The 22,020-nt window shown below is 54.6% G+C and carries 23 protein-coding genes; 17 read left to right on the top strand and 6 right to left on the bottom strand.

The window, feature by feature from the left end; genetic code table 11:
- Positions 1-20: 20 nt before the first annotated feature.
- The 6 genes from PFRI_RS11550 (at position 21) to PFRI_RS21375 (ending at position 6,277) form a co-directional block, all read left to right on the top strand.
- On the top strand, positions 21-815 hold the full coding sequence (locus PFRI_RS11550; RefSeq protein WP_072630863.1) for a transporter substrate-binding domain-containing protein: 795 nt from the start codon (positions 21-23) through the stop codon (positions 813-815).
- A gap of 60 nt (positions 816-875) precedes the next feature.
- Positions 876-1,670: an amino acid ABC transporter permease gene (locus PFRI_RS11545; protein ID WP_072630862.1), complete on the top strand. Its 795-nt coding sequence runs from the start codon at positions 876-878 to the stop codon at positions 1,668-1,670.
- Between the two features lie 52 nt (positions 1,671-1,722).
- Positions 1,723-3,744, top strand: a complete 2,022-nt coding sequence (locus PFRI_RS11540; RefSeq protein ID WP_072630861.1) for a M3 family metallopeptidase — start codon at positions 1,723-1,725, stop codon at positions 3,742-3,744.
- Positions 3,745-4,030: 286 nt separating this feature from the next.
- A complete protein-coding gene (locus PFRI_RS11535; protein ID WP_072630860.1) occupies positions 4,031-4,318 on the top strand; it encodes a co-chaperone GroES in 288 nt (95 codons plus the stop codon).
- Between the two features lie 51 nt (positions 4,319-4,369).
- Positions 4,370-6,016 (top strand): chaperonin GroEL, encoded by a 1,647-nt coding sequence (gene groL / locus PFRI_RS11530; RefSeq protein ID WP_072630859.1) that lies wholly within the window; start codon positions 4,370-4,372, stop codon positions 6,014-6,016.
- 111 nt (positions 6,017-6,127) lie between these two features.
- A complete protein-coding gene (locus PFRI_RS21375) occupies positions 6,128-6,277 on the top strand; it encodes a hypothetical protein (RefSeq protein ID WP_170124825.1) in 150 nt (49 codons plus the stop codon).
- On the opposite strand, the gene PFRI_RS11525 is transcribed toward PFRI_RS21375, so the two are convergent.
- On the bottom strand, positions 6,262-6,984 hold the full coding sequence (locus PFRI_RS11525) for a hypothetical protein (RefSeq protein WP_072630858.1): 723 nt from the start codon (positions 6,982-6,984) through the stop codon (positions 6,262-6,264). The two genes, PFRI_RS21375 and PFRI_RS11525, sit on opposite strands and share 16 nt — an antisense overlap.
- 181 nt (positions 6,985-7,165) lie before the next feature.
- Here PFRI_RS11525 and PFRI_RS11520 point away from each other — a divergent pair, with 181 nt between their 5' ends.
- The 6 genes from PFRI_RS11520 to PFRI_RS11495 all read left to right on the top strand — a co-directional run bounded on the left by PFRI_RS11520 (position 7,166) and on the right by PFRI_RS11495 (position 13,101).
- Positions 7,166-8,182 (top strand): fatty acid desaturase, encoded by a 1,017-nt coding sequence (locus PFRI_RS11520; protein ID WP_072630857.1) that lies wholly within the window; start codon positions 7,166-7,168, stop codon positions 8,180-8,182.
- A 110-nt stretch (positions 8,183-8,292) separates the two neighbouring features.
- Positions 8,293-9,099, top strand: coding sequence for a chromate resistance protein ChrB domain-containing protein (locus tag PFRI_RS11515; RefSeq protein ID WP_072630856.1), 807 nt, complete (start codon positions 8,293-8,295; stop codon positions 9,097-9,099).
- Positions 9,096-10,331 (top strand): chromate efflux transporter, encoded by a 1,236-nt coding sequence (gene chrA, locus PFRI_RS11510; protein ID WP_072630855.1) that lies wholly within the window; start codon positions 9,096-9,098, stop codon positions 10,329-10,331. Before PFRI_RS11515 ends, chrA begins: the two co-directional genes overlap by 4 nt.
- Positions 10,328-11,173: a DMT family transporter gene (locus PFRI_RS11505; RefSeq protein WP_072630854.1), complete on the top strand. Its 846-nt coding sequence runs from the start codon at positions 10,328-10,330 to the stop codon at positions 11,171-11,173. The genes chrA and PFRI_RS11505 overlap by 4 nt, the downstream gene beginning before the upstream one ends.
- Positions 11,174-11,216: 43 nt before the next feature.
- Positions 11,217-11,963, top strand: a complete 747-nt coding sequence (locus tag PFRI_RS11500) for an esterase/lipase family protein (protein ID WP_072630853.1) — start codon at positions 11,217-11,219, stop codon at positions 11,961-11,963.
- Positions 11,950-13,101: an alpha-D-ribose 1-methylphosphonate 5-triphosphate diphosphatase gene (locus PFRI_RS11495; RefSeq protein ID WP_072630852.1), complete on the top strand. Its 1,152-nt coding sequence runs from the start codon at positions 11,950-11,952 to the stop codon at positions 13,099-13,101. The genes PFRI_RS11500 and PFRI_RS11495 overlap by 14 nt, the downstream gene beginning before the upstream one ends.
- Here the strand turns inward: PFRI_RS11495 and PFRI_RS11490 are convergent.
- Positions 13,098-14,030, bottom strand: coding sequence for an L-threonylcarbamoyladenylate synthase (locus PFRI_RS11490; protein ID WP_072630851.1), 933 nt, complete (start codon positions 14,028-14,030; stop codon positions 13,098-13,100). The genes PFRI_RS11495 and PFRI_RS11490 overlap by 4 nt on opposite strands.
- 133 nt (positions 14,031-14,163) lie before the next feature.
- Between PFRI_RS11490 and PFRI_RS11485 the strand changes: the two genes are divergently transcribed.
- The 5 genes from PFRI_RS11485 (at position 14,164) to PFRI_RS11465 (ending at position 18,301) form a co-directional block, all read left to right on the top strand.
- A complete protein-coding gene (locus PFRI_RS11485; protein ID WP_072630850.1) occupies positions 14,164-15,885 on the top strand; it encodes an acyl-CoA dehydrogenase in 1,722 nt (573 codons plus the stop codon).
- The gene (locus PFRI_RS11480; protein ID WP_072630849.1) at positions 15,882-16,925 is read left to right on the top strand and encodes an MBL fold metallo-hydrolase; all 1,044 of its coding nucleotides are present in this window, start codon (positions 15,882-15,884) and stop codon (positions 16,923-16,925) included. Before PFRI_RS11485 ends, PFRI_RS11480 begins: the two co-directional genes overlap by 4 nt.
- Before the next feature lie 25 nt (positions 16,926-16,950).
- Positions 16,951-17,394: a DUF6173 family protein gene (locus tag PFRI_RS11475; RefSeq protein ID WP_072630848.1), complete on the top strand. Its 444-nt coding sequence runs from the start codon at positions 16,951-16,953 to the stop codon at positions 17,392-17,394.
- Positions 17,395-17,490: 96 nt separating this feature from the next.
- Positions 17,491-17,625, top strand: coding sequence for an aa3-type cytochrome c oxidase subunit IV (locus tag PFRI_RS11470; RefSeq protein WP_072630847.1), 135 nt, complete (start codon positions 17,491-17,493; stop codon positions 17,623-17,625).
- Positions 17,626-17,683: 58 nt separating this feature from the next.
- On the top strand, positions 17,684-18,301 hold the full coding sequence (locus tag PFRI_RS11465; RefSeq protein WP_111445378.1) for a hypothetical protein: 618 nt from the start codon (positions 17,684-17,686) through the stop codon (positions 18,299-18,301).
- A 53-nt stretch (positions 18,302-18,354) separates the two neighbouring features.
- Here the strand turns inward: PFRI_RS11465 and PFRI_RS11460 are convergent, their stop codons facing one another.
- The 4 genes from PFRI_RS11460 to PFRI_RS11445 are packed head-to-tail and all read right to left on the bottom strand — an operon-like array spanning position 18,355 to position 21,795.
- A complete protein-coding gene (locus PFRI_RS11460) occupies positions 18,355-19,530 on the bottom strand; it encodes a lytic murein transglycosylase (RefSeq protein WP_072630846.1) in 1,176 nt (391 codons plus the stop codon).
- 35 nt (positions 19,531-19,565) lie between these two features.
- Positions 19,566-20,480, bottom strand: coding sequence for an adenosylcobinamide-phosphate synthase CbiB (cbiB, locus tag PFRI_RS11455; protein WP_072630845.1), 915 nt, complete (start codon positions 20,478-20,480; stop codon positions 19,566-19,568).
- Positions 20,477-21,424, bottom strand: coding sequence for a threonine-phosphate decarboxylase (locus tag PFRI_RS11450; RefSeq protein ID WP_072630844.1), 948 nt, complete (start codon positions 21,422-21,424; stop codon positions 20,477-20,479). Before PFRI_RS11450 ends, cbiB begins: the two co-directional genes overlap by 4 nt.
- Positions 21,421-21,795: a DUF1636 family protein gene (locus tag PFRI_RS11445; RefSeq protein WP_072630843.1), complete on the bottom strand. Its 375-nt coding sequence runs from the start codon at positions 21,793-21,795 to the stop codon at positions 21,421-21,423. Before PFRI_RS11445 ends, PFRI_RS11450 begins: the two co-directional genes overlap by 4 nt.
- Positions 21,796-22,020 lie beyond the last annotated feature (225 nt).

Here is a 22,020-nt window from a genome sequence, read left to right as displayed (position 1 = left end):
ACCCAAGCAAGGAGATCACTATGAAACGCGCAATAACCCTCGCTGCATTCGGCTTCGCAGCGCTTGCAAATATCGCGTCAGCAGGCGGCCATTTGCCAAATCTGGAAGGGCGCGAAGTCGTCGTCGTCACGGAAAACGCTTATCCGCCGCTACAATTTGTAGAGCCCGGAACGGGCAACGCAATTGGTTGGGAATATGATGCAGTGGCCGAGATCGCCAAGCGGATCAATGCCACCATAACTTACGAGAATATCTCTTGGGATGCGATGATCCCCGCTGTGTCGAGCGGGCAATTCGATATGGGAATGACAGGGATTACGATCCGCGAGGACCGCAAAGAGAAGGTCGATTTCTCTGATAAATACATGACGTCAGAGATGGTCATGATGGTGCGCGGTGATGAAGAGCGGTTCAGTGACGCCAAGAGTTTCGCGGCCAATGATGATCTGTTGATGGCAGCGCAACCCGGCACGACGCCGTTCTATGTCGGCGTTTATGACGTGCTTGACGGTAATGAAGCCAACCCGCGCATCCAGTTGATGGAAACATTTGGTGCGACAGTTCAAGCGCTGCGCACAGGTGATGTTGATCTGGTTTTGACCGACGGCACAGCGGGTAACGGCTATGTGGATGCGTCTGATGGCGGTCTCAAGATAATTGGTGAAAAGTTGGGCACAGAAGACTTCGGTTTCATCTTTCCCAAAGGCAGCGATCTGGTTGAAGCGATGAACGCGGCGATTGCCGATATGACTGCGGATGGCACCATTGAGGCGCTCAATAAGAAGTGGTTCCTCGATTATAAACTTGGTGGTTAAATCACACCGACTAAGGGCGCTCTTATCAGGAGCGCCCTTTTTACAGGCGATATCCTTTAGATGATTCCAACCCCAGAGCAGGACAAGGACTTTCCCTGGTGGCTACTGGCCGCTGGCACGATTGGGGCGTTTTTCCTTTATCGGATCGTCACGGATGATCTGCATTCGCAAATCCTTGGCACGTTGAGCAAAGGGGTGAAAATCACGATTTTCGTCACGCTTGTTGGCTTTGCTTTGGCGTCGGTCTTAGGGCTCTTGCTCGCGCTTGGATCCATGTCAAAGTATCTGGTCGTACGCCAAGTCACGCGATTCTATGTGGAAATCGTGCGCGGTATTCCGATGATGGTTTTGCTGCTCTACGTAGCCTTTGTGCTTGCGCCCGCTCTTGTGGCTCTGCGCAATTATCTCGGTGATGCGGTTGGACTCGATCCGATCAGAATGCGTGACTTTTCTCTGCTTTGGCGCGCGACGATTGCGCTGATGATCGGCTATTCTGCGTTCATCGCAGAGGTGTTTCGTGCAGGCCTCTTGGCCGTCGACCCCGGTCAGATCGAAGCTGCCAACTCGCTGGGACTAAGCCGTTGGCAACGCTTTCGATTTATCGTTTTCCCGCAAGCAATTCGAATGATTTTGCCGCCGCTTGGGAATGATTTCATCGCGATGATCAAGGACAGTTCGCTGGTGTCTGTGCTCGGCGTGCTAGACGTCACGCAGCTAGGCAAAGTCACTGCGGCCGGCAATTTTCGCTACTTCGAGACCTACAATGTCGTGGCTCTCGTTTACCTTTTTATGACCGTCACCCTGTCGCTTTTGCTGCGTCGTCTTGAGGCGCACTTGCGCAACAAACACGGTTAAGCCCTAGAAACTCACCGAAGCGCGACCTAGGTTCAACGCAAAGGAGAGCATCATGACCAACCCCTTGCTCCAAACTTGGACAACCCCGTTTCAAATCGCACCTTTCGCAGAGATCAGCGACGACGATTTCGCGCCTGCCTTGGGGGAGGCGCTTACAGCACACCTGGCGGAAATCGACGCAATAGCAGAAAATGCTGAACCACCCACGTTCGAGAATACCATTGAGGCGATGGAGGGCGCGGGCGAGACGCTCGGCAATGTGTTGTCGGTTTTCTACTCAATCGCAGGCGCGGACAGCAATCCGAAACGGCAAGAATTGCAGCGTGACTTCTCACCTAAACTCTCTGCGCATAGTTCCGCAATAAACAGCAATACTGCTCTGTTTGCACGTGTGGAAACGCTCTGGAATGCGCGCGACACGCTTGATCTAAATGATGAACAAGCGCGCGTTTTGATGCTTACCCATCGTGGTTTCGTTCGGGCAGGGGCGGCGCTTACGGGCGATGACGAAGCAAAAATGAAAGAGGTGAAATCGCGCCTTGCTGTGCTTGGGACGCAGTTCGTGCAGAATTTGCTCAAGGACGAAGCAGATTGGTTTATGCCCTTGTCGAGTGACGCTTTGGCCGAACTGCCTGATTTTGTCCAAGACGCCGCGCAAGCGGCTGGCAACGACAAGAATGCGGATGGCGCTGTGGTTACTCTCTCGCGTTCCTTGATCGTGCCTTTCTTGCAATTCAGCCCACGTCGCGAACTACGTAAGAAAGCTTACAACGCATGGGCTGCGCGCGGTGCAAATGTTGGCGAAACTGACAATCGTGGTATCGCAGGCGAGACGCTAAAATTACGCGAAGAACGCGCCAAGTTGCTCGGTTATCCAGATTTCGCACACTACAAGTTGGAAACCGAAATGGCTGGCACCCCCGATGCTGTCCGAGATTTACTGATGCAAGTTTGGGAACCTGCAAAGGCGCAAGCGAACAAGGACGCGAAAACGCTTGAGGCAATGCTACACGCGGACGGCTTTGAAGGTCCGCTAGAGCCTTGGGATTGGCGTTATTACTCCGAGGCGCGCCGCAAGGTTGAGCATGATTTGGACGAAGCAATCCTCAAGCCATACTTGCAACTCGAGCGGATGATCGAAGCGAGTTTCTCTTGCGCAACACGCCTGTTCGGGTTGGATTTCAAAGAGCTCGACTTGCCGCTCTATCACGACGATTGCCGCGTCTGGGAAGTTACGAAAGACGGTGTGCACATCGCGCTTTTCATTGGTGATTACTTCGCGCGCGGCTCTAAACGCTCGGGCGCATGGTGTTCTGCGATGCGCGCGCAGGCGCGTAAACCTAAAGCGCAAACACCTATCGTCATAAATGTATGCAATTTCGCAAAGCCGTCTGAGGGCAAACCTGCGCTGCTCAGCTACGACGATGCACGCACTTTGTTTCATGAATTCGGCCACGCTCTGCATCAAATGCTCTCTGATGTGGATTATGAAAGCGTTTCTGGCACATCTGTCGCGCGTGATTTTGTGGAACTGCCCAGCCAGCTTTATGAACACTGGTTAGAGGTGCCCGAGGTCCTGTCTGAATTTGCGACACACGCTGAAACAGGCGAACCAATGCCGCAAGATTTGCTCGACAAAGTTCTCGTTGCTTCAAACTATGACATGGGCTTTTCCACGGTGGAATACGTCGCCTCTGCCTTGGTTGATCTGGCGTTCCACGAGGGTGATGCCCCGGCGGATCCTATGCAAAAGCAAGTGGAAGTTCTGAGCAGCATTGGCATGCCGCACGCAATCGGGATGCGCCACGCGACACCGCAATTCGCGCATGTTTTTGCGGGGGATGGCTATTCCAGCGGTTATTACAGCTATATGTGGTCCGAAGTTATGGATGCTGACGCGTTTGAAGCGTTCGAGGAAATCGGCAATCCGTTCGATGCGAATACAGCCAAGCGGCTTGCTGAAACGGTCCTGAGTTCCGGTGGCTCCAAAGATGCCAAAGAGCTCTATTTGGCATTTCGAGGTCGCATGCCCGGCGTTGAAGCCCTTCTCAAAGGGCGTGGCCTCGCGGCCTAAGCAAGATGCGTTAACCCTAATGTCAATTAAGGTTAACGCCCTCATCCACGCTGGGCACCACACTCTTCATCTTTCAAAATAAACTTATTTTCGACGTATCAATCTAGATAAACCTGCGAAAAAGATAGCGGATCTTAGAAACAGCAAAATTCTTTCAATTCTGCCTGTTGACTCACTTCGAAAGCATTCCTACTTATGCCTCGTTAGCACTCACACATGTCGAGTGCTAACGCCTCTCGAGTGAGAGGCGAGAATTGAAACCCTTTGAGCTTAAGGAGCTGCAAAGATGGCATTGAAACCGCTTCACGACCGCGTGTTGGTTCGCCGTACAGAAGGCGAAGAAAAAACTGCTGGCGGATTGATCATCCCCGATAGCGCAAAAGAAAAGCCTGCCGAGGGCGTCATCGTCGCTTGCGGCGAAGGTGCACGTAAAGACAGCGGCGAGCTGATCGAGATGGCTGTAAAAGACGGCGATCGCGTGTTGTTCGGCAAATGGTCCGGCACAGAAGTTTCCGTCGACGGCGAAGAGCTGTTGATGATGAAAGAAAGCGACATCTTGGGCATCCTGTCTTAATCGACAGACCCTCTTTCGCTTTTCATACCACTTTAAATAGGAGCATTCACAATGGCTGCTAAAGACGTCAAATTCGACACAGATGCGCGTAATAAGATGCTAAACGGCGTCAACATCCTCGCAGATGCTGTCAAAGTCACACTTGGCCCAAAGGGTCGTAACGTCCTTTTGGACAAGTCTTTCGGCGCACCGCGCATCACGAAAGACGGTGTTTCTGTCGCTAAAGAGATCGAGCTTGAAGACAAGTTCGAGAACATGGGCGCACAGATGGTCAAAGAAGTCGCGTCCCGCACAAACGACGAAGCAGGCGACGGCACAACAACTGCAACAGTTCTGGCACAAGCTATTGTTCGCGAAGGCCTGAAATCCGTTGCGGCTGGCATGAACCCAATGGACCTCAAGCGCGGTATCGACCTTGCGACAACGAAAGTTGTTGAAGCGGTTATCGCAGCGGCGCGTCCAGTGTCTGATTCCGATGAAGTTGCTCAGGTTGGTACAATCTCTGCAAACGGCGAAGCGGAAATCGGTCGTCAGATCGCAGACGCGATGCAGAAAGTCGGCAACGAAGGCGTTATCACTGTTGAAGAGAACAAAGGCCTTGAGACAGAGACAGACGTTGTTGAAGGCATGCAGTTCGACCGTGGCTACCTCTCCCCTTACTTTGTCACAAACCCTGACAAAATGACGGCAGAACTAGAAGACTGCATGATCTTGCTGCACGAGAAGAAGTTGTCTTCTTTGCAGGCAATGGTTCCACTCTTGGAATCTGTGATCCAGTCCCAGAAGCCACTTTTGATCATTGCTGAGGACGTTGAAGGCGAAGCGCTTGCAACTCTGGTTGTGAACAAACTGCGCGGCGGTCTGAAAATCGCAGCTGTTAAAGCACCTGGTTTCGGCGATCGCCGCAAGTCCATGTTGCAAGACATCGCGATCCTCACAGGCGGTCAGGTTATCTCCGAAGATCTCGGCATGAAGCTCGAGAACGTGACAATGGACATGCTTGGCACAGCCAAGAAAATCCAGATCACCAAAGACGAGACAACAATCGTTGACGGCGCTGGCGACAAAGCCGAGATCGAAGCACGTGTCACACAGATCCGTGGCCAGATCGACGAAACTGCGTCCGACTACGACCGTGAAAAGCTCCAAGAGCGTGTTGCGAAACTCGCAGGCGGCGTTGCTGTTATCCGCGTCGGCGGCATGACAGAAATCGAAGTCAAAGAGCGTAAAGACCGTGTTGACGATGCACTGAACGCGACCCGCGCTGCGGTTCAAGAAGGTGTTGTCGTTGGTGGTGGTGTTGCTTTGGTTCAGGCTGCAAAAGTTCTTGCTGGCCTTGAAGGCGCAAACAACGACCAGACTGTTGGTATCAACATCGTTCGCAAAGCAATCGAAGCGCCTCTGCGTCAGATCGCTGAGAACGCTGGTGTTGACGGCGCGGTTGTTGCGGGCAAAATCCGCGAGAGCGACGACCTGACCTTCGGCTTCAACGCACAAACCGAAGAGTATGGCGACATGTTCAAGTTTGGCGTGATCGACCCTGCGAAAGTTGTACGTACAGCGCTTCAGGACGCGGCATCTGTCGGTTCCTTGCTGATCACAACCGAAGCAATGGTTGCGGACAAGCCTGAGAAAGGTGGCGCCGGCGGCGGCATGCCTGACATGGGCGGAATGGGCGGCATGGGCGGCATGATGTAAGCATATTCAACTTTGTTGAATTGCTAGATCAGCCTCCATACCGGAGACTAATAAGAGGTCGCCTTCGGGCGGCCTCTTTTCGTTTGCATCATGGCTGGGTAAGTTCGGAACATGACCACGAAAAATGATCAAGTTATCGACAGTTACAACCGCCATTGGGATGAGTGGATCGCGCTGCGCTCGCAAACACTGTTTGAAAAAGGCCCGCCAATGGTCGCCTTGAAAAGTGAAATCAGTCGAATTTCTTACGACATTAGATAAAAGGCAATTGGGATCGGTGCGATAGCTAACGCCATTGTTATGGCGAAATAGTACCATTTGAAAACGCCAGACAAGCCCGCGATCAAGGCAATGCCGCCACCGCCGCCGATCAATGAGTTTCCGGGCGTGTTGAGTAAAACGACCAAGGCGAGATAACGATAACGCAGTAAAAATGGTGCAAACCGGTTTGGCGCATTGCTTAACAAAAACTGAAGCCGTTGTTCAGGTGCTTGCACTGCCATCGCTTCGATAAGGTGGGACGCGCGCGTGAAATTGAGCCATGCGAAGCCTCTGGCGAGCGCACTCATCGGGATGAGGCGCCCCATCATGAATGCCAGCATAAGCGCGCAGAGCATGCAGGCATAGACCAGTGGTGCATAGTTTCCGCCAAGCAAGACGAGCATTCCAAACCCGATTTCAGCCCCAGGCACGAAGGGCAATGCAGAGGCCAGCGCAAATATAAAAGCTGTAATAGCGACTATCAAACGCAGGTTTGGCATATGTATTGTTGAGAATTCGATGCTGGCAAGGTCTTTTACAACGCTTCCGAAATAAGCGCCGCCAATGATCAAAGCACCATATAAAAGGCAAAGCGCAATGATCCGCAGGACAAGAGTGTAGCGCGAAATTTGCGGGTTAGGGTCAATCGACACATCGGCCTCCAAGGCGCGTTTCCATTGAACCGCATCTAGCTCAACCTTGCTCATCAAACCTGCGCCATTTGTTGACGACTGGCAAGCAAAGCTATGTGAACAGTTTCTTTCCAAACGCGGTGCAAGACCATGATCTTCTCGGCAAGTCACAGCATTTTGACGACGTTTTTCTCTTAGGGTTTGCTAAATTCGGCAGGTTGCCGTATCGGAAGCCTAGCCAACAGAAGAGTAGTCTATGTCGTCAGATTTTCGAACCCACAATCAAAAAGATGCCCGCGAATGGGTGCCAGTCCTCGCCAAGTATCGCCAACCAGATGCGCTCCGCAGCAGTTTCGAGCTGGGCGTAAGTGTTATTCCCTTTATCGCGCTTTGGGCGATGGCGCTTTGGATCGCAAATTTTAGCTATATTGCTGCCTTTGGCGTTGCTCTTTTGAACGGGGCTTTCTTGCTTCGAATGTTCTGCATTCAACACGATTGCGGGCATGGTTCCTTCTTTGACAACCGCACGCTCAGTGATTGGGTCGGGCGCGTTTTGGGCGTTTTCACCTTCACGCCGTATGACGTTTGGCGTCGCACACATTCAATCCATCACAGCCACGCAGGTGATCTTGATCATCGCGGGATCGGCGATGTGATGACGCTGACGGTCGAGGAATATAATGCACGTACCAAGATGGGACGTCTCAAATACCGCATGTATCGCCACCCTTTGGTGATGTTCGGTCTGGGGCCTAGCTATCTGTTCATGCTGCAAAATCGCCTGCCTTTGGGTCTTATGAACCACGGCAAGAAATACTGGATCTCAGCAATGGGCACGAATGCGGCCATGGCCTTGATTGGCTTTCTGATCGTTTTCTTTGGCGGGTGGCAGGCGCTTGTGTTCGTCACGCTTCCAACGGTTTTACTCGCAGCGTCGGTTGGTGTCTGGCTGTTTTATGTGCAGCACCAGTTTGAAGAAACGCATTGGAAAACCAGCGAAAACTGGCAACTTCATGAAGCAGCGCTCGAAGGCAGCTCGCACTATGATCTGCCAGTGGTATTGCGTTGGTTCACAGCCAATATCGGTATTCATCATGTGCATCATCTCTATAGCCGCATCCCGTTTTATCGCCTCACGGATGTGCTGCGCGATAATGAAGAATTGGTGCATCGTGGCCGCATGACCCTGCGCGAGAGCTTTCGCTGCGCGCGTCTGGATCTGTGGGACAGTGCGCAGAACAAGCTGGTGTCGTTCAAAGAAGCACGGAATTGACTCTGCGGCTTGTTTCTTACATTTTGAGGTCCAAGGGGTCTGCGAACGCCCCGTGAGGCTTCGGCCCAAGTTTCGCGTCCTAGTTAACCCCCAACATGGGAGGACGCGACATGACCGCTCCAAACACACTGACTTCTGCGCAGTTACTGCGCTTAATCGGAACGCCAAATGCACCCGTTCTGATTGATATTTGTATCGATGAGGATTTTGCAGAAGATCCTCGATTAATCCCTACCTCGTTTCGCCATCCATTCCGCACGATAGAAACGCTGGTGCCTGCTTTGCGAGATCGCAAAGTGGGGATCATTTGTCACAAGGGCAAAAAACTTTCCCAAGGCGCGATGGCCTTGCTGCGCTCGCACGGGGTGGATGCTGAAGCGTTGGACGGTGGAATCGTTGCATGGCGCGATGTGGGTGGGCCGTTGATACGCGCGACTTCTTTGCCCAAGCGCGGTGGGCTATGGGTGACGCGACACAGGCCCAAGATTGATCGCATCGCTTGTCCATGGCTCATCCGACGTTTTATCGATCCTGATGCGCGCTTTTTGTTCGTAGCGCCCAGCGAAGTTTTAGCGGTTGCCGAAAAATTCGACGCGATCCCGTTTGATGTAGAGGGTGCAGAGCTAAGCCATAGCGACGGCCTTTGCAGTTTCGACGCGCTCCTTGCGCACTTCGATATTTCGACACCTGCTTTGGCGGCAATGGCGAACGTGATCCGTGCAGCGGATGGGACGCCAAATGCTTTAGAGCCAGAAGCTGCGGGCTTGTTGGCAATTTCGCTGGGACTTTCTCGCATGTATCGCGATGATCTTGAGCAACTTGCGGCAGCGATGCCGCTCTATGATGCGCTTTATCGCTGGGCGCGCGATGCTCAGGGCGAAACTCACGAGTGGGATGCGCATGGAGGCACGCGATGACCTCTTTACGAGAATTGTTTGTCACATTCGGCAAGATCGGATGTCTTTCCTTTGGGGGGCCAGCCGCTCAAATCGCGTTGATGCACAAAGAACTGGTCGAAGGTCGCAAATGGCTGAGTGAGCAGGAGTTTCTGTCGGGACTGTCATTTTGCATGCTCTTACCGGGTCCAGAGGCGATGCAACTGGCGACATACTCTGGTTGGCGGTTGCGCGGCACACTTGGCGGTTTGATCGCCGGGCTTTTGTTCGTGGTGCCGGGGGCGCTTGTGATCCTCGCGCTTGGTGCAATCTACGTCAGCTATGGCGACGTGCCGATTGTGCAAACGCTGTTCTTGGGCGTGAAGGCTGCGGTCCTTGCCATCGTGCTGGAGGCTTTGATCAAAGTTGCTAAACGCGCGTTTAAACTGCCGCTTCACTGGGCGCTTGCTATCGCGAGTTTCATTGCAATCTTTGTCTTTGCGTTGCCATTTCCCGCTTTGATTGGGGTTGCAGCACTCATCGGGTATCTAACTACGCCAGCGGCTGCGCATGTTGCGACGCCAAGTGTTCCAATGATGCAAACGCTCCTTACAATCGCGATTTGGCTCGCGATCTGGTGGCTTCCAATTCTCACGCTTGGCTTCGTTATTGGCCATGACTTCTTGTTCCAACTCGCGCTGTTCTTTTCCAAACTCGCCACTGTGACCTTTGGTGGCGCTTATGCTGTGCTTGCCTTCATGGGGCAGGAAGTGGTGCAAAACCTTGGTTGGATCAGCGCTGCGGACATGATCGACGGATTGGGTCTCGCGGAAACTACGCCGGGTCCATTGATCCTTGTGACGGAGTTCGTAGGCTTTCTTGCAGGCTATAACGCAGGTGGTGCAAGCTTGGCGGTTCTTGCAGCGCTCGTTACCCTTTGGGTGACGTTCGTGCCGTGTTTCTTATGGATCTTCGCGGGTGCGCCCTACATCGCTTGGATGTCGGCGCAACCGCGTTTGAACGGCGCGTTAAGCGCGATCACGGCGGCTGTCGTAGGTGTGATTGCCAACCTCTCGATTTGGTTTGCGATGAATGTCATATTTGCGCAGGTTGATCGTGCACGCTTTGGCTGGTTGCCTGACGTGGCGAGCCTTGATTGGCGCGCATTGGTGCTCAGTCTCATCGCAGCGATCTTGCTTTTGCGCCTGCATGTGGGCTTGTTGAAAGTCTTGTTTATCTCGGCACTATTGGCCGTTGGAGTGTCACTGGTATGAAACTTTTCGGGTTGGTCGCGCTGACCATGACGGCCTTTGCGTTCAACTCGATCCTTAATCGCCTAGCCCTCTCGCCGGGGGATACAGGACCTGCGAGCTATGCGGCTGTTCGGCTCTTCTCGGGGGCGGTTTTGCTTGCGCTTCTGGTCACGCTGCGCACGCAAGCTTGGCCAAAAATAACCTCTCATTCGTTCTGGAGCGCGGGCACATTGACGCTTTATGCGATTGCGTTTTCATATGCTTACATCACTTTGCCAACAGGCGCTGGGGCGCTCATCCTGTTTGGTGGTGTGCAAGTTATCGCCTTTTCTATCACGCTGATGAGAGGGCAGAAAATTGGCCTGTTTAGTTGGCTCGGCGCAAGCCTCGCCTTTGGTGGGTTGTGCTACCTGCTTTGGCCCGATCAGGCCTCAGACATTGATCCGTTTGGCAGTGCTTTGATGGTTCTGTCTGCACTGGGTTGGACGCTTTACACGATGGCAGGTGCGCGCAGCTCGGATCCTTTGGGCGCGACGACGCTGGCTTTTGTTTTGGCGGCACCTGTTGGGATCATCGCTTGGTTCATTCTGCCCGACACGATTAGCACGCGGGGCGTTTTGCTTGCGATGCTTTCTGGCGCTGTGACATCGGGGATGGGATACGCGCTTTGGTACAAAGTTCTGCCTTCGCTCAGCATGCCCACTGCGGCTGTCGCACAGTTGACGGTGCCAGTTATCGCGGCTCTTGGAGGGGCGCTTTTGTTAGGTGAGCTGCTCTCGCTGCGCTTCGTTCTGGCGACGGGGCTGGTGCTTTGCGGTGTTGGGCTGACGATCTACGGGCAGGCGCAAGGTCGCGCATTGTGACAAACCCCTTTTGCCAAACCGCCAAAGCTCCTATCTATAGCGCATGTTCAGATATGCTCTTGCCTTTGCGCTTTGCCCGATCTCCGCTGCTGCGGATTGCGTCGTCCTGTTGTACGGCCTAGCGCGTACGGAATCCTCTTTTGCGATCATGGAAGAAGTGCTGCGCGAACGTGGCTTTGACGTGGTGCGCCCCGGATACCCCTCGACCAAAGCACGCGTGCAAGTGTTGGTGGATATCACATTGCCAGAGGCGGTCGCGCAATGCGGTGATCAAACGGTGCATTTCGTCACGCACTCGATGGGTGGCATTTTGCTGCGCGAGTGGCTCAAAGACGGGCATCCAGAAAACTTGGGCCGCGTTGTCATGCTTGCGCCGCCTAACAAAGGCAGTGAAGTCGTCGACGTGCTTGGTGATTTTGAATCCTTTGGCTGGTTCAATGGCCCTGCGGGCATGCAGCTTGGCACGGGTCAGGATAGCTTGCCTCAGCGTCTTCCGCCCGCGGATTTCGAGCTTGGTATCATCGCGGGCAATCAATCGCTAAATCCGTTCTTTTCGGCAATGTTGGAAGGGCCGGACGATGGCAAAGTCTCGGTTGAATCGACGAAGCTAAAGGGTATGAATGCGCATATGACCCTGCCTGTGACCCACACTTTTATGATGAACAATTTCCGCGTGATCGGAGAGACAGTTCTCTTTCTTGAAAACGGTGCGTTTGATCCTGATCTGGATTGGCGCGACGTGGTGTCGACGGCCATTCAGGAATTGGCAGATAGCGATGAAAACCTTTGAATTTACGCTAGTGGGCGGCGACGTGCTGCGCGGCGGTGTGCTGGAGCAGGGCACGCTCTCAATTAGCGAGGGTCATGTGTCGGATGAGCCGCGCAAACGTCGGATCGACGCACGTGGATTTCGCATTTTGCCGGGTATCGTGGACATCCATGGCGACGGATTTGAACGCCATTTGGCCCCCCGTCGCGGTGCAATGACAGATATGCGCGCTGGGATTGCATCGGCTGAGGCGGACTTGGCGAGCAATGGCATCACGACGGCTATCATGGCGCAATTTTACAGCTGGGAAGGGGGACTACGCTCGCCCGAATTTGCCCGCAAGTTCCTGAATGCATTGAGCGTAACGCGCGATGAACACCTCACCGATATGCGTCCACAATTGCGCATCGAAACACATATGATGGACGACTACACTGACATGCTGGCGCTTATCGCTGAGCATAACATCGGTTACGTGGTCTTCAACGATCACATCCCGCACAAGCGTTTGGATGAAGGTCGCAAACCACCTCGTTTGACAGGGACGGCCTTGAAAAGCGGTCGTAGTCCTGAAGCGCATCTCGCCATGATGAAGGGTTTACATGATCGGCGCGATGATGTGCCAGCGGCCCTAGCCGCGTTCGCTGCGCAATTGATCGCGCAAGGTCGCCTGATTGGCAGTCATGATGATCACACTGCTGCCGAGCGCGCGGAGTTCCACGCGATGGGTGCGCAAATTTCCGAGTTTCCAGAAACGCAAGACGCCGCGCAAGCGGCGCGCGACACGGGCGGGTCAATCATCCTTGGTGCGCCAAACGTGATGCGTGGCGGCAGCCATGCTGGCAATGTCTCTGCCGTTGATTTGATCCGCGATGGACTGTGCGACGCGTTGGCTTCGGATTATCATTATCCCGCTTTACGTCAGTCGATCGCTAAATTGGTTGAGCAGAACGCATGCTGCTTTGCGAGTGGTTGGGCGCTTTTGTCGGAAGGCCCCGCGCGTATTCTGGGGCTGGATGATCGCGGCACCTTGGATACAGGCAAGCGCGCGGATATTTTGGTGGAAGAGAGTGCCACAGGTCGCATTGCAGCCACGATCAGCGCCGGTCGGATCACCTACTTGCAAGGTACTTTCGCGGAGCGATTGTTTGCGTCTTAACGCGGTGCTGCAGCGCGCTGCAGACGATCATTGATCGCTGCACCTAGCCCCAACCGCGGGATAGGCGCGACAGCGATTCCTATGCCATCCATTGCGTCGAGCCTATGCAAATGTCCGAACAGATTAGCTGCCGCCTCTACAAGATCGCCAGTTTCCGAGAGGTTCAAATCACACGCCATCGGGCCAAACCCGAGTGTCTTTTCACCTACTTCCCAAGCAATTGCATTCAACCGCACACGCGCGTTCGGTGCGTAATGTGATGCGATTTGACCAGGGGCAGTGATCTCGCCTTCGACAGCCATGCGCAAAGACGCGCCCAAGACCTCTTCGATCGCTTCGCGCGGCACGCCGCCTGCGCGCAGCAAGGTGGGTTCACCCGTCAAACCGATGATGCTCGATTCTAGTCCGACGGAACACGCGCCACCATCCAAGACTGCACCGATCTTGCCATCCAACCCGGCAAGAACATGCGCGGCCGTGGTAGGGCTGATGCGCCCAGACGGGTTCGCAGATGGGGCGGCGACTGGTCCATTGAAACGTTGCAACAACTCTTGCGCTAAATCGCCAGCAGGAACGCGAATTGCGACGCTCTCGAGACCAGCGGTGACAAGCTCGCTCAGGCCGGCATCGCGGCGCAATGGCAGCACCATCGACAATGGACCGGGCCAGAACGCATCTGCAAAACGCTGCGCAGTCTCGCTCCAAACGCCATAGGATTGCGCGGCCTCACTGCTGGGGACATGCACGATCAATGGGTTGAAACTTGGCCGCCCTTTAGCCGCATAAATCTCTGCCACCGCGCGTCCGTTGCGCGCATCTGCACCCAATCCGTAGACCGTTTCAGTTGGGAACGCGACCAGCGCACCGTTTGCCAAAAGATCGGCGGCGCGTTGCATATGAGCAGAAGTGGGCGTAAGCCGCTCAGTCACGATGTGCGTTCCTTGCTTTGACGTTGCGTTTCGATTGCGGGCCTTGCAGCGTGATTTGTAAACTCGCTCAAGCCTGCGCTGGCATACGTTTCATGCACGCGCTTGTAAATTGATAAGAAGAAAGTTGGCCTAAATGTCCTATCGTGCTCCTCTCGCTGAATATCAGTTTTTGTTCGATCACGTGGTCGGGTTTGATGCCGTTACGGCGCATCCTCGCTTTGAGGATGCAGGGGCAGATATGACGGCGGCCATCCTTGGTGAGGCCGCGCATTTATGCGAGGAAAAAATCGCGCCCCTCAATCGCGCAGGCGATCTCACACCTGCAAGTCTTGAAAACGGTGTTGTGCGCACATCGCCCGGGTTTGCCGAAGGCTACAAAGCCATCGCTGAGGGCGGTTGGGTCGGGATGTCTGCAAGTCCTGAGCATGGTGGCATGGGTCTGCCAATGACCATGACGACAGCAGTCAACGAGATGATGTCGGGTGCATGTTTGTCGCTGCAACTTGCGCCGCTCATGTCGCAAGGCCAGATTGAAGCGTTGGAACATCACGCCTCGGACGCGATAAAAGAGCTCTACCTCCCCAAGCTGATTTCCGGCGAATGGACAGGCACGATGAACCTGACAGAACCACAGGCGGGTAGTGATGTGGGTGCTTTGACCTCCAAGGCAGAGCCAAACGGCGATGGCACTTACAGCGTGTCTGGGCAAAAGATCTACATCACATGGGGTGATCACGATGTTGCCGACAACATTTGCCATTTGGTCCTTGCGCGATTGCCCGATGGCGCTGCTGGAACAAAGGGCATCAGCCTGTTTCTGGTGCCCAAGTTTATCCCGAATGAGCAAGGCAAGATCGGCGTTGGTAATACTCTGAAAGTTGTCAGTCTTGAGCACAAGCTCGGCCTGCACGGAAGTCCGACTGCTGTGATGCAATATGAGGGCGCAAAGGGTTGGCTTGTCGGTGAAGCGGGCGGCGGTATGCGCGCGATGTTCACCATGATGAACAATGCGCGCCTTGGTGTCGGCGGGCAGGGGATCGGCATTGCCGAGGCGGCCATGCAACAGGCGATGACCTACGCGTCTGAGCGTAAACAAGGGCGCAGCCTGTCCGAAGTCGGGCGCGGCACAATCATAGATCATGCGGATGTGCGTCGTATGCTGTCTGTCATGAAGGCGGATGTTTTTGCCGCACGTTCTATTGCCTTGATGTGCGCCGTTGCGATTGATCTGCAAAAAGCGACGGCAGAAGACGCTTGGGGCGCGCGCGCTGCATTCCTGACGCCTATCGCAAAAGCATTCGGCACAGAAACAGGCATGCGCGTCGCTGAAATGGGCGTTCAGGTGCACGGTGGCATGGGTTTCATCGAAGAAACTGGTGCTGCGCAGTTCTACCGCGATGTGCGCGTGACGGCGATCTACGAGGGCACCAATGGTATCCAAGGAATGGACCTTGTCGCGCGTAAACTCATGGACGGTGGCGAAGCGGCGTTTGCCCTGCTTGATGAAATTGCAGAGTTCACTGAAAGCGCGCGAGAGGCATGCCCGACACTTGGTTCACCTTTGTGGGAAGCGGTTGAGGCCTTGCGCGAAGCCACGGAATGGATGCTTGAGCAAAGCGAGTTGAACGCGCGTTTCGCCGGAGCACATGCCTATTTGACAGCCTTTGCGCGCGTGATTGGCGGTTATGCGCACCTGAAAGCGGCCAGCGCGGAAAAGGGCATCGGCCCACGCACCAAGCTCGCCAACATCTATATGTCGCGGCTACTGCCCGAACATATCAGTCTGCTCGCAGAAGCACAGGTCGGCGACAAAGACCTCTATGCGCTCAGCGTTGATGAATTGGCAGGATTATGAACGAACAAACGCTCGCATTGCGCTACCCTTGGGAAACACCGCCAAGTGGTTCCGAAGCAATAGAAGTTGCAGAGGGCGTGCTTTGGATGCGTCTACCTTTGCCAATGAAGCTCGATCACGTGAACGTCTACGCGCTTGATGAGGGCGACAGTTGGACGATTGTGGACACAGGGTTCGACAGCCGCAAAACCCGCGGGATTTGGGCGGAGATCATGGACGGCCCGTTGCAGGGCAAGCCGATTTCACGTGTGATCGTTACGCATCATCATCCTGATCACATTGGTCTTGCAGGATGGTTCCAGTCCGAGCATGGCGCAGAGCTTTGGACGACGCGTACGGCTTGGTTGATGGGGCGTATGCTACAGCTTGATACGCAAGAAGTCGCAACCTCGGAAACCGTTGCCTTTTGGCGTAGCGCGGGCATGGACGAAGAGATCATCAAACAGCGCGCAAGTGAGCGCCCGTTCAATTTCTCAGATGTCGTGGCACCCATGCCGCTTGGCTATCGACGTATCAAACAGGGCGATACGATTCGCGTCGGTGGGCGCGACTGGGATGTGCATATGGGCAATGGACATGCGCCTGAGCACGCAACGCTGTGGTCGCGCGATGACAATCTGGTGATCGCAGGGGATCAAATACTGTCTTCGATCAGCTCCAATATTGGTGTTTATGCGACGGAACCCGACGCCGATCCGGTCGGTGACTGGCTTGAGGCGTGTGAGCGATTGAACAGCTTTGCGCGGGCTGATCACCTTGTTTTGGGCGGGCATAAGCTGCCGTTTACGGGTTTGCCGATCCGTATGCGCCAATTGATCGACAACCATCACTCTGCGCTGACACGACTCGAAGCGCATCTGGAAACGCCTTGCACGGCGGGTGAATGTTTCTCTGTTTTGTTCAAACGCAAGATTGGGCCTGCGGAATATGGCCTCGCGCTGGTTGAATCTATCGCCCATGTGCAGCACCTTTGGCTGGAAGGCCGCGCGACGCGTGAAAAACGTGAAGACGGTGCATGGGTCTATCGTCGCAAAACCTAAGCGGCGATGTCTTGGGGAGAGTGACATGAACGATCAAATCAAAACCGCTGCAGAAGTGGCCGAAGCCGATGCGATGCCGCGCCGCTTTGAAAAGCATACGGATGGTGGCAAGTGCCGAGATGAGCGCACAGATGGGCTCAAGGGAAAACCTGCCAAAGCGAAAAGCCCAGCAGAGTGGGCCTATGAGCGCTTGATCCTCTATATCCAGAACTTTGAAGAGCAGCTCGACAACGAGCACGAAGTCGCGATGGGCTTTACGGGCGGCGATGCTGGTGTGCTCAAGATCGAAGGGATGGGCTTTTTCGATCCAGATATCGTGACATTTTACGGCTCTGATCCTGCGGGTGGCAAGACACAGCTTGTTCAGCATGTAAGCCAGTTGAATGTGATGCTGCGCGTTTTGCCAAAAGAGGTAGAGGCAGAGGAACCAAATCGCATCGGTTTCAAGCTCGCCAACGATACGACGTAATTTTACACAGAATTTAAGGGTGCGCGACTTCGTCCTAGGTGACAGGCGCATCGGAATCGGCTAACCAGCGCCAAACCTTTTAGCAGGAGCATAACAATGGCTGAACATAAACACGGTAGCATGGACACATCTGTGCAGGAAAAGACGTTTGACGGCTTTCTAAAGTACGTCACATGGGGCGCTGTTGCCTCTATCGGCATTTTGATTTTCGCTGCTCTCGTTAACGGCTGATTTCTACGAAGGCGCGCTTTGACAGACGCGCGCTTTTGTTCGCTGGGGGGCGGTTGTTATGCGTAAGTTTCTGATTTGCATCTTATTGCCATTGGCCTTGATGGGCTGTGCTGGCAAACAGGTCTGGGCCCCCGATGAAATGGTCGCGCGCATGGCGTATCGCGAACCTGGTCCCTCAACTTTGACCCTTATGACAATGATTTCTAACCGCTCCGGCGGGGGGGCGCATACATCCTTGATGATCAACGCGTCGCAACGCGTGATCTGGGATCCTGCCGGTTCCTTTGCGCATTCGCAAATCCCTGAGCGTAATGACGTGATCTATGGTGTGAACCCTGAGGTTTATCAGACCTATAAAGGCGCGCACGCCCGCGAGACTTTCCATGTTGTAACGCAAGAAATCGTCGTTTCGCCCGAAGTTGCTGAGAAAGCCTTTGCACTTGCACGTACTTTAGGGCCGGTCGGGTCTTCGCAATGTACGATGTCCACGTCTAACTTGCTATCTCAATTAGAGGGCTTTGAAAATATCGGTAGCCATCTGTTCCCCAAAAAACTGATGGAAGAGTTTGCGAAACTGCCCGGCGTTAAAGAGGGCAGTTTGTTCGAAGACGACGCAGGCGACAAAGCGACGGCGTTTGGTGCTGCGAAGAATGTTGAGCTTAAAACGGTGAACTAAGGCTGTTTCGTCCCCTCCAAGAAGGGGACGAGAGTTTATTTAGCAAGATGAAGCTAGAGCTTGTTGAGCAATGCTGGCGTTGGCCAAGCGTCCGCAGGCAGCCCCATTTTCTTTTGCACATCCTGCACGGCAGCGCGTGTATTGGCACCTAAAATCCCGTCAATCTTACCCACGTTATAGCCACGCGCAGCCAGTTTTTGCTGCAAGCTTTTCATCTGTGCGCCGCTTAGGCCGACATCTGGCGTACCTGCGTTATAGACCTGCGCGCCCTCAAGACGATTGGCGAAATACGCAGCCGTAAGCACATAGGTAAAACTCTGGTTCCATTCAAAATAAACGCGAAAATTCGGATATGCGATGAACGCAGGCCCTTTGCGTCCTTGCGGTATGATGATCGAACTGCTCAAGCCACCGGTTAATTTACCACCGCGTGCACGCACACCCAACTTTTGCCATTCGGCTGCATCTGCTGAATGGTTGAGCCCTGTCTTAGACCAATCAAAATCGTTTGGTATTGTGACTTCCTGTAACCACGGCTCACCCTTGCGCCACCCGAGCGCGCTAAGCATTTTACCGCCCGAAACAAGCGCATCTGGCGCAGAGGTTTTCAGTGACACGCGCCCGTCGCCATCACCGTCCATACCGTTCTCGAGGATATCCGCTGGAAGCATTTGGACCATCCCGATCTCTCCGGCCCATGCGCCTGTCGTGCGGGCTGGATCGAAGTTGCCCTTCTCGAACAGTTCTAGCGCCGCGAAAATTTGTGGTCGAAAGAGCTCTGGACGACGGCAATCATGTGCCAATGTGATCAAAGCATTTGCTGTGTTGAAGTTGCCCTGTACCGCGCCATAGTCGGTCTCGAACGCCCAAAAGGCCAAAAGCACGCCGCGCGAAATTCCGTAGTCCCGCTCGATCCGACTGAACACCGAATTGAATTGCTGTCCCATGGCACGGCCTTTGTTGATCCGGCCTTGGCTGATCAAACGGCGTGAGAAATCCACGAATGGCATCTGAAACACGCCTTGTGCGCGATCTGCTTTGAGTACGGCAGGGTCTTGTCGCACGCTGGCGAAAAAGCGATCAACCGAAGCACGATCATGACCGCGTTGGACGGCTTCGGTCTTGAGACCGTTGACGAAACTGCCAAACGCACCGCCACAGGATTGAGCCAGAGCAGGAGACGCAGCCAGAAGTGCGACCAGCGCAACTGTAGAAAAGCGTGAAAACATGTTAATGAAAGTCCTTTGAATAGGTTGAACGCAGCTTAGAAACTGAACAGCCAGAGCGCAAACACCAAAGCTGCAAAAACACCCCATGTGACCCAGAGCGCACGGCAGGCAGCCTCAATGTCATTTGCGCTCAGGCTTTTGCGGCCGGTCTCGTTGACGAACGGAAAGTCGCGCAGTGCGCCCTCGTAGCTGCGCGGGCCAGAAACGGCGACACCCAACGCGCGGGCCATTGCCGCCTCGGGCCAGCCTGCATTCGGCGAGCGGTGTTTTAGCGCCTCTTTGCGGATTTCGGGGAGCTTTGAGAGCAAGCCATAGGGCAAAGCGATCAACAGCGCCGTCAGGCGCGCAGGGATCAAGTTTAACAGATCATCAAAGCGTGCAGCGGCCCAACCGAACGCTTCATGGCGCGGGGTGCGGTAGCCGATCATGCTGTCAGCGGTGTTGGTGATTTTATAGAGCAAGAGGAGTGGTAACCCACCGATCAAGAACCAGAACGCGGGGGCGATTACTCCGTCGGAGAGGTTCTCTGCCGCGCTTTCAATAGCACTGCGCGCGATGGCGGGATCGTCCATATCTGCCGTGTCGCGCCCAACGATCATGGCAACAGATGCACGACCATTTTCGGTCGATTGGCGCAAGGCGGTGGCGACAGCGGCGACATGTTCAACCAGCGATTTCTGCGCGATGAGGATAGCGACGATGATGATTTCAAGCGCCCATCCGAATTTTGAAATGAGGGCTCCCAAAAGAATGGCAAAAACACCAAGCGAGAGCATCACCAGCGACCCTTTGAGACGCAGCAAACCGTCAGAATTAAACCGTTTATCGCACCAACTAATCAGGTTGCCCATCAAGACAGCTGGATGCGGCGCGCGCGACCATAGCCAACGAGGCTCGCCCAAAAGCGCATCTAAGACAAGCGCACATAAGAGAACGCCCGCGGTGGTCATTTCGCTGAAAGTGCGGCGCTAAAGCGGGCCCATTGATCAGGTGCAGGCAGGCCAAGGCGGAGCCACTTGTCGGAGTAGGGAAAAACACGTGACCAGATGTGTGCGCGCGCGAGTTTGGCTCGCCATGCAGCAGCATCGCCTACGTCGTAGAGGCGAAACAAAGAGGTGCCACCGACGACATCTGCCCCATGCGTGCGCATCAAAACATCAAGCCGCGCTGCATCAGCGCCGAGGCGCGCGCGGGTTTGATCTGCCCAAGTATGGTCGTTCAGAGCCAGCGCACCCGTGCGTAAAGCAGGCCCGCTGATGGCCCAAGGACCGATGAAATCATTGAGGCGCGCAATGAGAGTCGGATCACCAATCGCGAAACCAAGTCGAAGCCCCGCGAGTCCCCAGAATTTGCCAAAGCTCTTGAGAACGATCACGCCGTCACGTTCCGCGAGATGAATGAGGCTCGCGTCTGGCGCGATGTCACAAAAGCTCTCGTCAAGGACGGTGAGCGGCGCACTTGCATCGCTGTCTGACCAAAAGCGGCCATCAGGGTTGTTCGGGTGTACCAAAACGCGCGCGCTCGGGTTGTCTTGCGAAAGGGTCCAACCTTGCGCTTGAAACGCGGCGGCGTGCTCGTTGTAGGTCGGTTTAGGAATATCGACGCGCGCAGCTGTGGCGAGCGCTGGGATGCGAGCAATCAGGGCTGACGCGCCCGGAGCAGGTAGAATTGCAGCGCCATCAGGAACATTCCAAAAGCTGCGCGCCGCTTGTGTTAAAGCGTTAAACGCGGCAGCGTCAGGAAGCGCTGTCCAATCATTTTGGGTAAATTCACCGATCGGGTAAGGCACAGGATTGATCCCGGTAGAGAGGTCAATCCAATCATTGCGCGCACCGCCATAGAGCATGGCCGCGCCATCAAGCCCGCCACCGTGATCGCGCGGAGCGTTGCTCATTCGTTATCAGGCACAGGGGGGTGGCGTGTGATGAAGTGCCCTTTGATGGCTTTAGGCCATTCGCGAAACGGGACTTGGCCAGTCTCTGAGGCTGCGTGTTTGCTCGCGTATTCAACGATGCCCATCGCAGATTCTTCTGAGCTGTCGAATTTACCAAGCGTGTAGGCCAATTTGCCCGGTGCTTGGATTGCGATGTTGCAGCTGTGTGAGCAGCCCATCAAGCATGACACGCGACGGGTTTTGATGCCTTCGGCACCAATGGCCGCTTTTTCGACGGCTTCGGCGAGAAGTTCACCGTCTGTCTGTGGCTGCGTTTCCGCATTCCAGTCGTCGTGCTTGCAGGTGTCGCAAACGGTAATCCAAGTGGTCATGAGCGTTGTGCCTTTTTGGTCTGAGGGCCTTGCGCGCTGGTTCAAGCGGAAACACGCCCAATCTGCAAGGTTTTCTAAACGAATTTATGAAGAATTTGTTGAGATGGCACCGCTGTTAACGCAATGTTAAGTCCTGGGAGCGACACCAATATTAACCGAACTCTTAAAAAGAGCTATGACTGAATCTGGTGTTTGGGCGGTTTGAAGGTTGGCGGCGTATCTGGT

Source organism: Planktotalea frisia, from assembly GCF_001890925.1.
GTDB lineage: Bacteria > Pseudomonadota > Alphaproteobacteria > Rhodobacterales > Rhodobacteraceae > Planktotalea > Planktotalea frisia.
Note: the sequence above shows the minus strand (reverse complement) of the source record. Positions and strands in the feature narration are given on the sequence as shown.

What these genes read in the sequence shown, in the direction of transcription:
- PFRI_RS11520 (WP_072630857.1), top strand. Translation starts at nt 7,166, where the DNA reads ATGTCGTCAGATTTTCGAACCCACAATCAAAAAGATGCCCGCGAATGG.
- PFRI_RS11475 (WP_072630848.1), top strand. Translation starts at nt 16,951, where the DNA reads ATGAACGATCAAATCAAAACCGCTGCAGAAGTGGCCGAAGCCGATGCG.
- PFRI_RS11495 (WP_072630852.1), top strand. Translation starts at nt 11,950, where the DNA reads ATGAAAACCTTTGAATTTACGCTAGTGGGCGGCGACGTGCTGCGCGGC.
- groL (WP_072630859.1), top strand. Translation starts at nt 4,370, where the DNA reads ATGGCTGCTAAAGACGTCAAATTCGACACAGATGCGCGTAATAAGATG.
- PFRI_RS11470 (WP_072630847.1), top strand. Translation starts at nt 17,491, where the DNA reads ATGGCTGAACATAAACACGGTAGCATGGACACATCTGTGCAGGAAAAG.
- PFRI_RS11500 (WP_072630853.1), top strand. Translation starts at nt 11,217, where the DNA reads ATGTTCAGATATGCTCTTGCCTTTGCGCTTTGCCCGATCTCCGCTGCT.
- PFRI_RS11505 (WP_072630854.1), top strand. Translation starts at nt 10,328, where the DNA reads ATGAAACTTTTCGGGTTGGTCGCGCTGACCATGACGGCCTTTGCGTTC.
- cbiB (WP_072630845.1), bottom strand. Translation starts at nt 20,480, where the DNA reads ATGACCACCGCGGGCGTTCTCTTATGTGCGCTTGTCTTAGATGCGCTT.
- PFRI_RS11525 (WP_072630858.1), bottom strand. Translation starts at nt 6,984, where the DNA reads ATGAGCAAGGTTGAGCTAGATGCGGTTCAATGGAAACGCGCCTTGGAG.
- PFRI_RS11485 (WP_072630850.1), top strand. Translation starts at nt 14,164, where the DNA reads ATGTCCTATCGTGCTCCTCTCGCTGAATATCAGTTTTTGTTCGATCAC.
- PFRI_RS11540 (WP_072630861.1), top strand. Translation starts at nt 1,723, where the DNA reads ATGACCAACCCCTTGCTCCAAACTTGGACAACCCCGTTTCAAATCGCA.
- PFRI_RS11465 (WP_111445378.1), top strand. Translation starts at nt 17,684, where the DNA reads ATGCGTAAGTTTCTGATTTGCATCTTATTGCCATTGGCCTTGATGGGC.
- PFRI_RS11460 (WP_072630846.1), bottom strand. Translation starts at nt 19,530, where the DNA reads ATGTTTTCACGCTTTTCTACAGTTGCGCTGGTCGCACTTCTGGCTGCG.
- PFRI_RS11535 (WP_072630860.1), top strand. Translation starts at nt 4,031, where the DNA reads ATGGCATTGAAACCGCTTCACGACCGCGTGTTGGTTCGCCGTACAGAA.
- PFRI_RS11450 (WP_072630844.1), bottom strand. Translation starts at nt 21,424, where the DNA reads ATGAGCAACGCTCCGCGCGATCACGGTGGCGGGCTTGATGGCGCGGCC.
- PFRI_RS11550 (WP_072630863.1), top strand. Translation starts at nt 21, where the DNA reads ATGAAACGCGCAATAACCCTCGCTGCATTCGGCTTCGCAGCGCTTGCA.
- PFRI_RS11515 (WP_072630856.1), top strand. Translation starts at nt 8,293, where the DNA reads ATGACCGCTCCAAACACACTGACTTCTGCGCAGTTACTGCGCTTAATC.
- chrA (WP_072630855.1), top strand. Translation starts at nt 9,096, where the DNA reads ATGACCTCTTTACGAGAATTGTTTGTCACATTCGGCAAGATCGGATGT.
- PFRI_RS11445 (WP_072630843.1), bottom strand. Translation starts at nt 21,795, where the DNA reads ATGACCACTTGGATTACCGTTTGCGACACCTGCAAGCACGACGACTGG.
- PFRI_RS11480 (WP_072630849.1), top strand. Translation starts at nt 15,882, where the DNA reads ATGAACGAACAAACGCTCGCATTGCGCTACCCTTGGGAAACACCGCCA.
- PFRI_RS21375 (WP_170124825.1), top strand. Translation starts at nt 6,128, where the DNA reads ATGACCACGAAAAATGATCAAGTTATCGACAGTTACAACCGCCATTGG.
- PFRI_RS11545 (WP_072630862.1), top strand. Translation starts at nt 876, where the DNA reads ATGATTCCAACCCCAGAGCAGGACAAGGACTTTCCCTGGTGGCTACTG.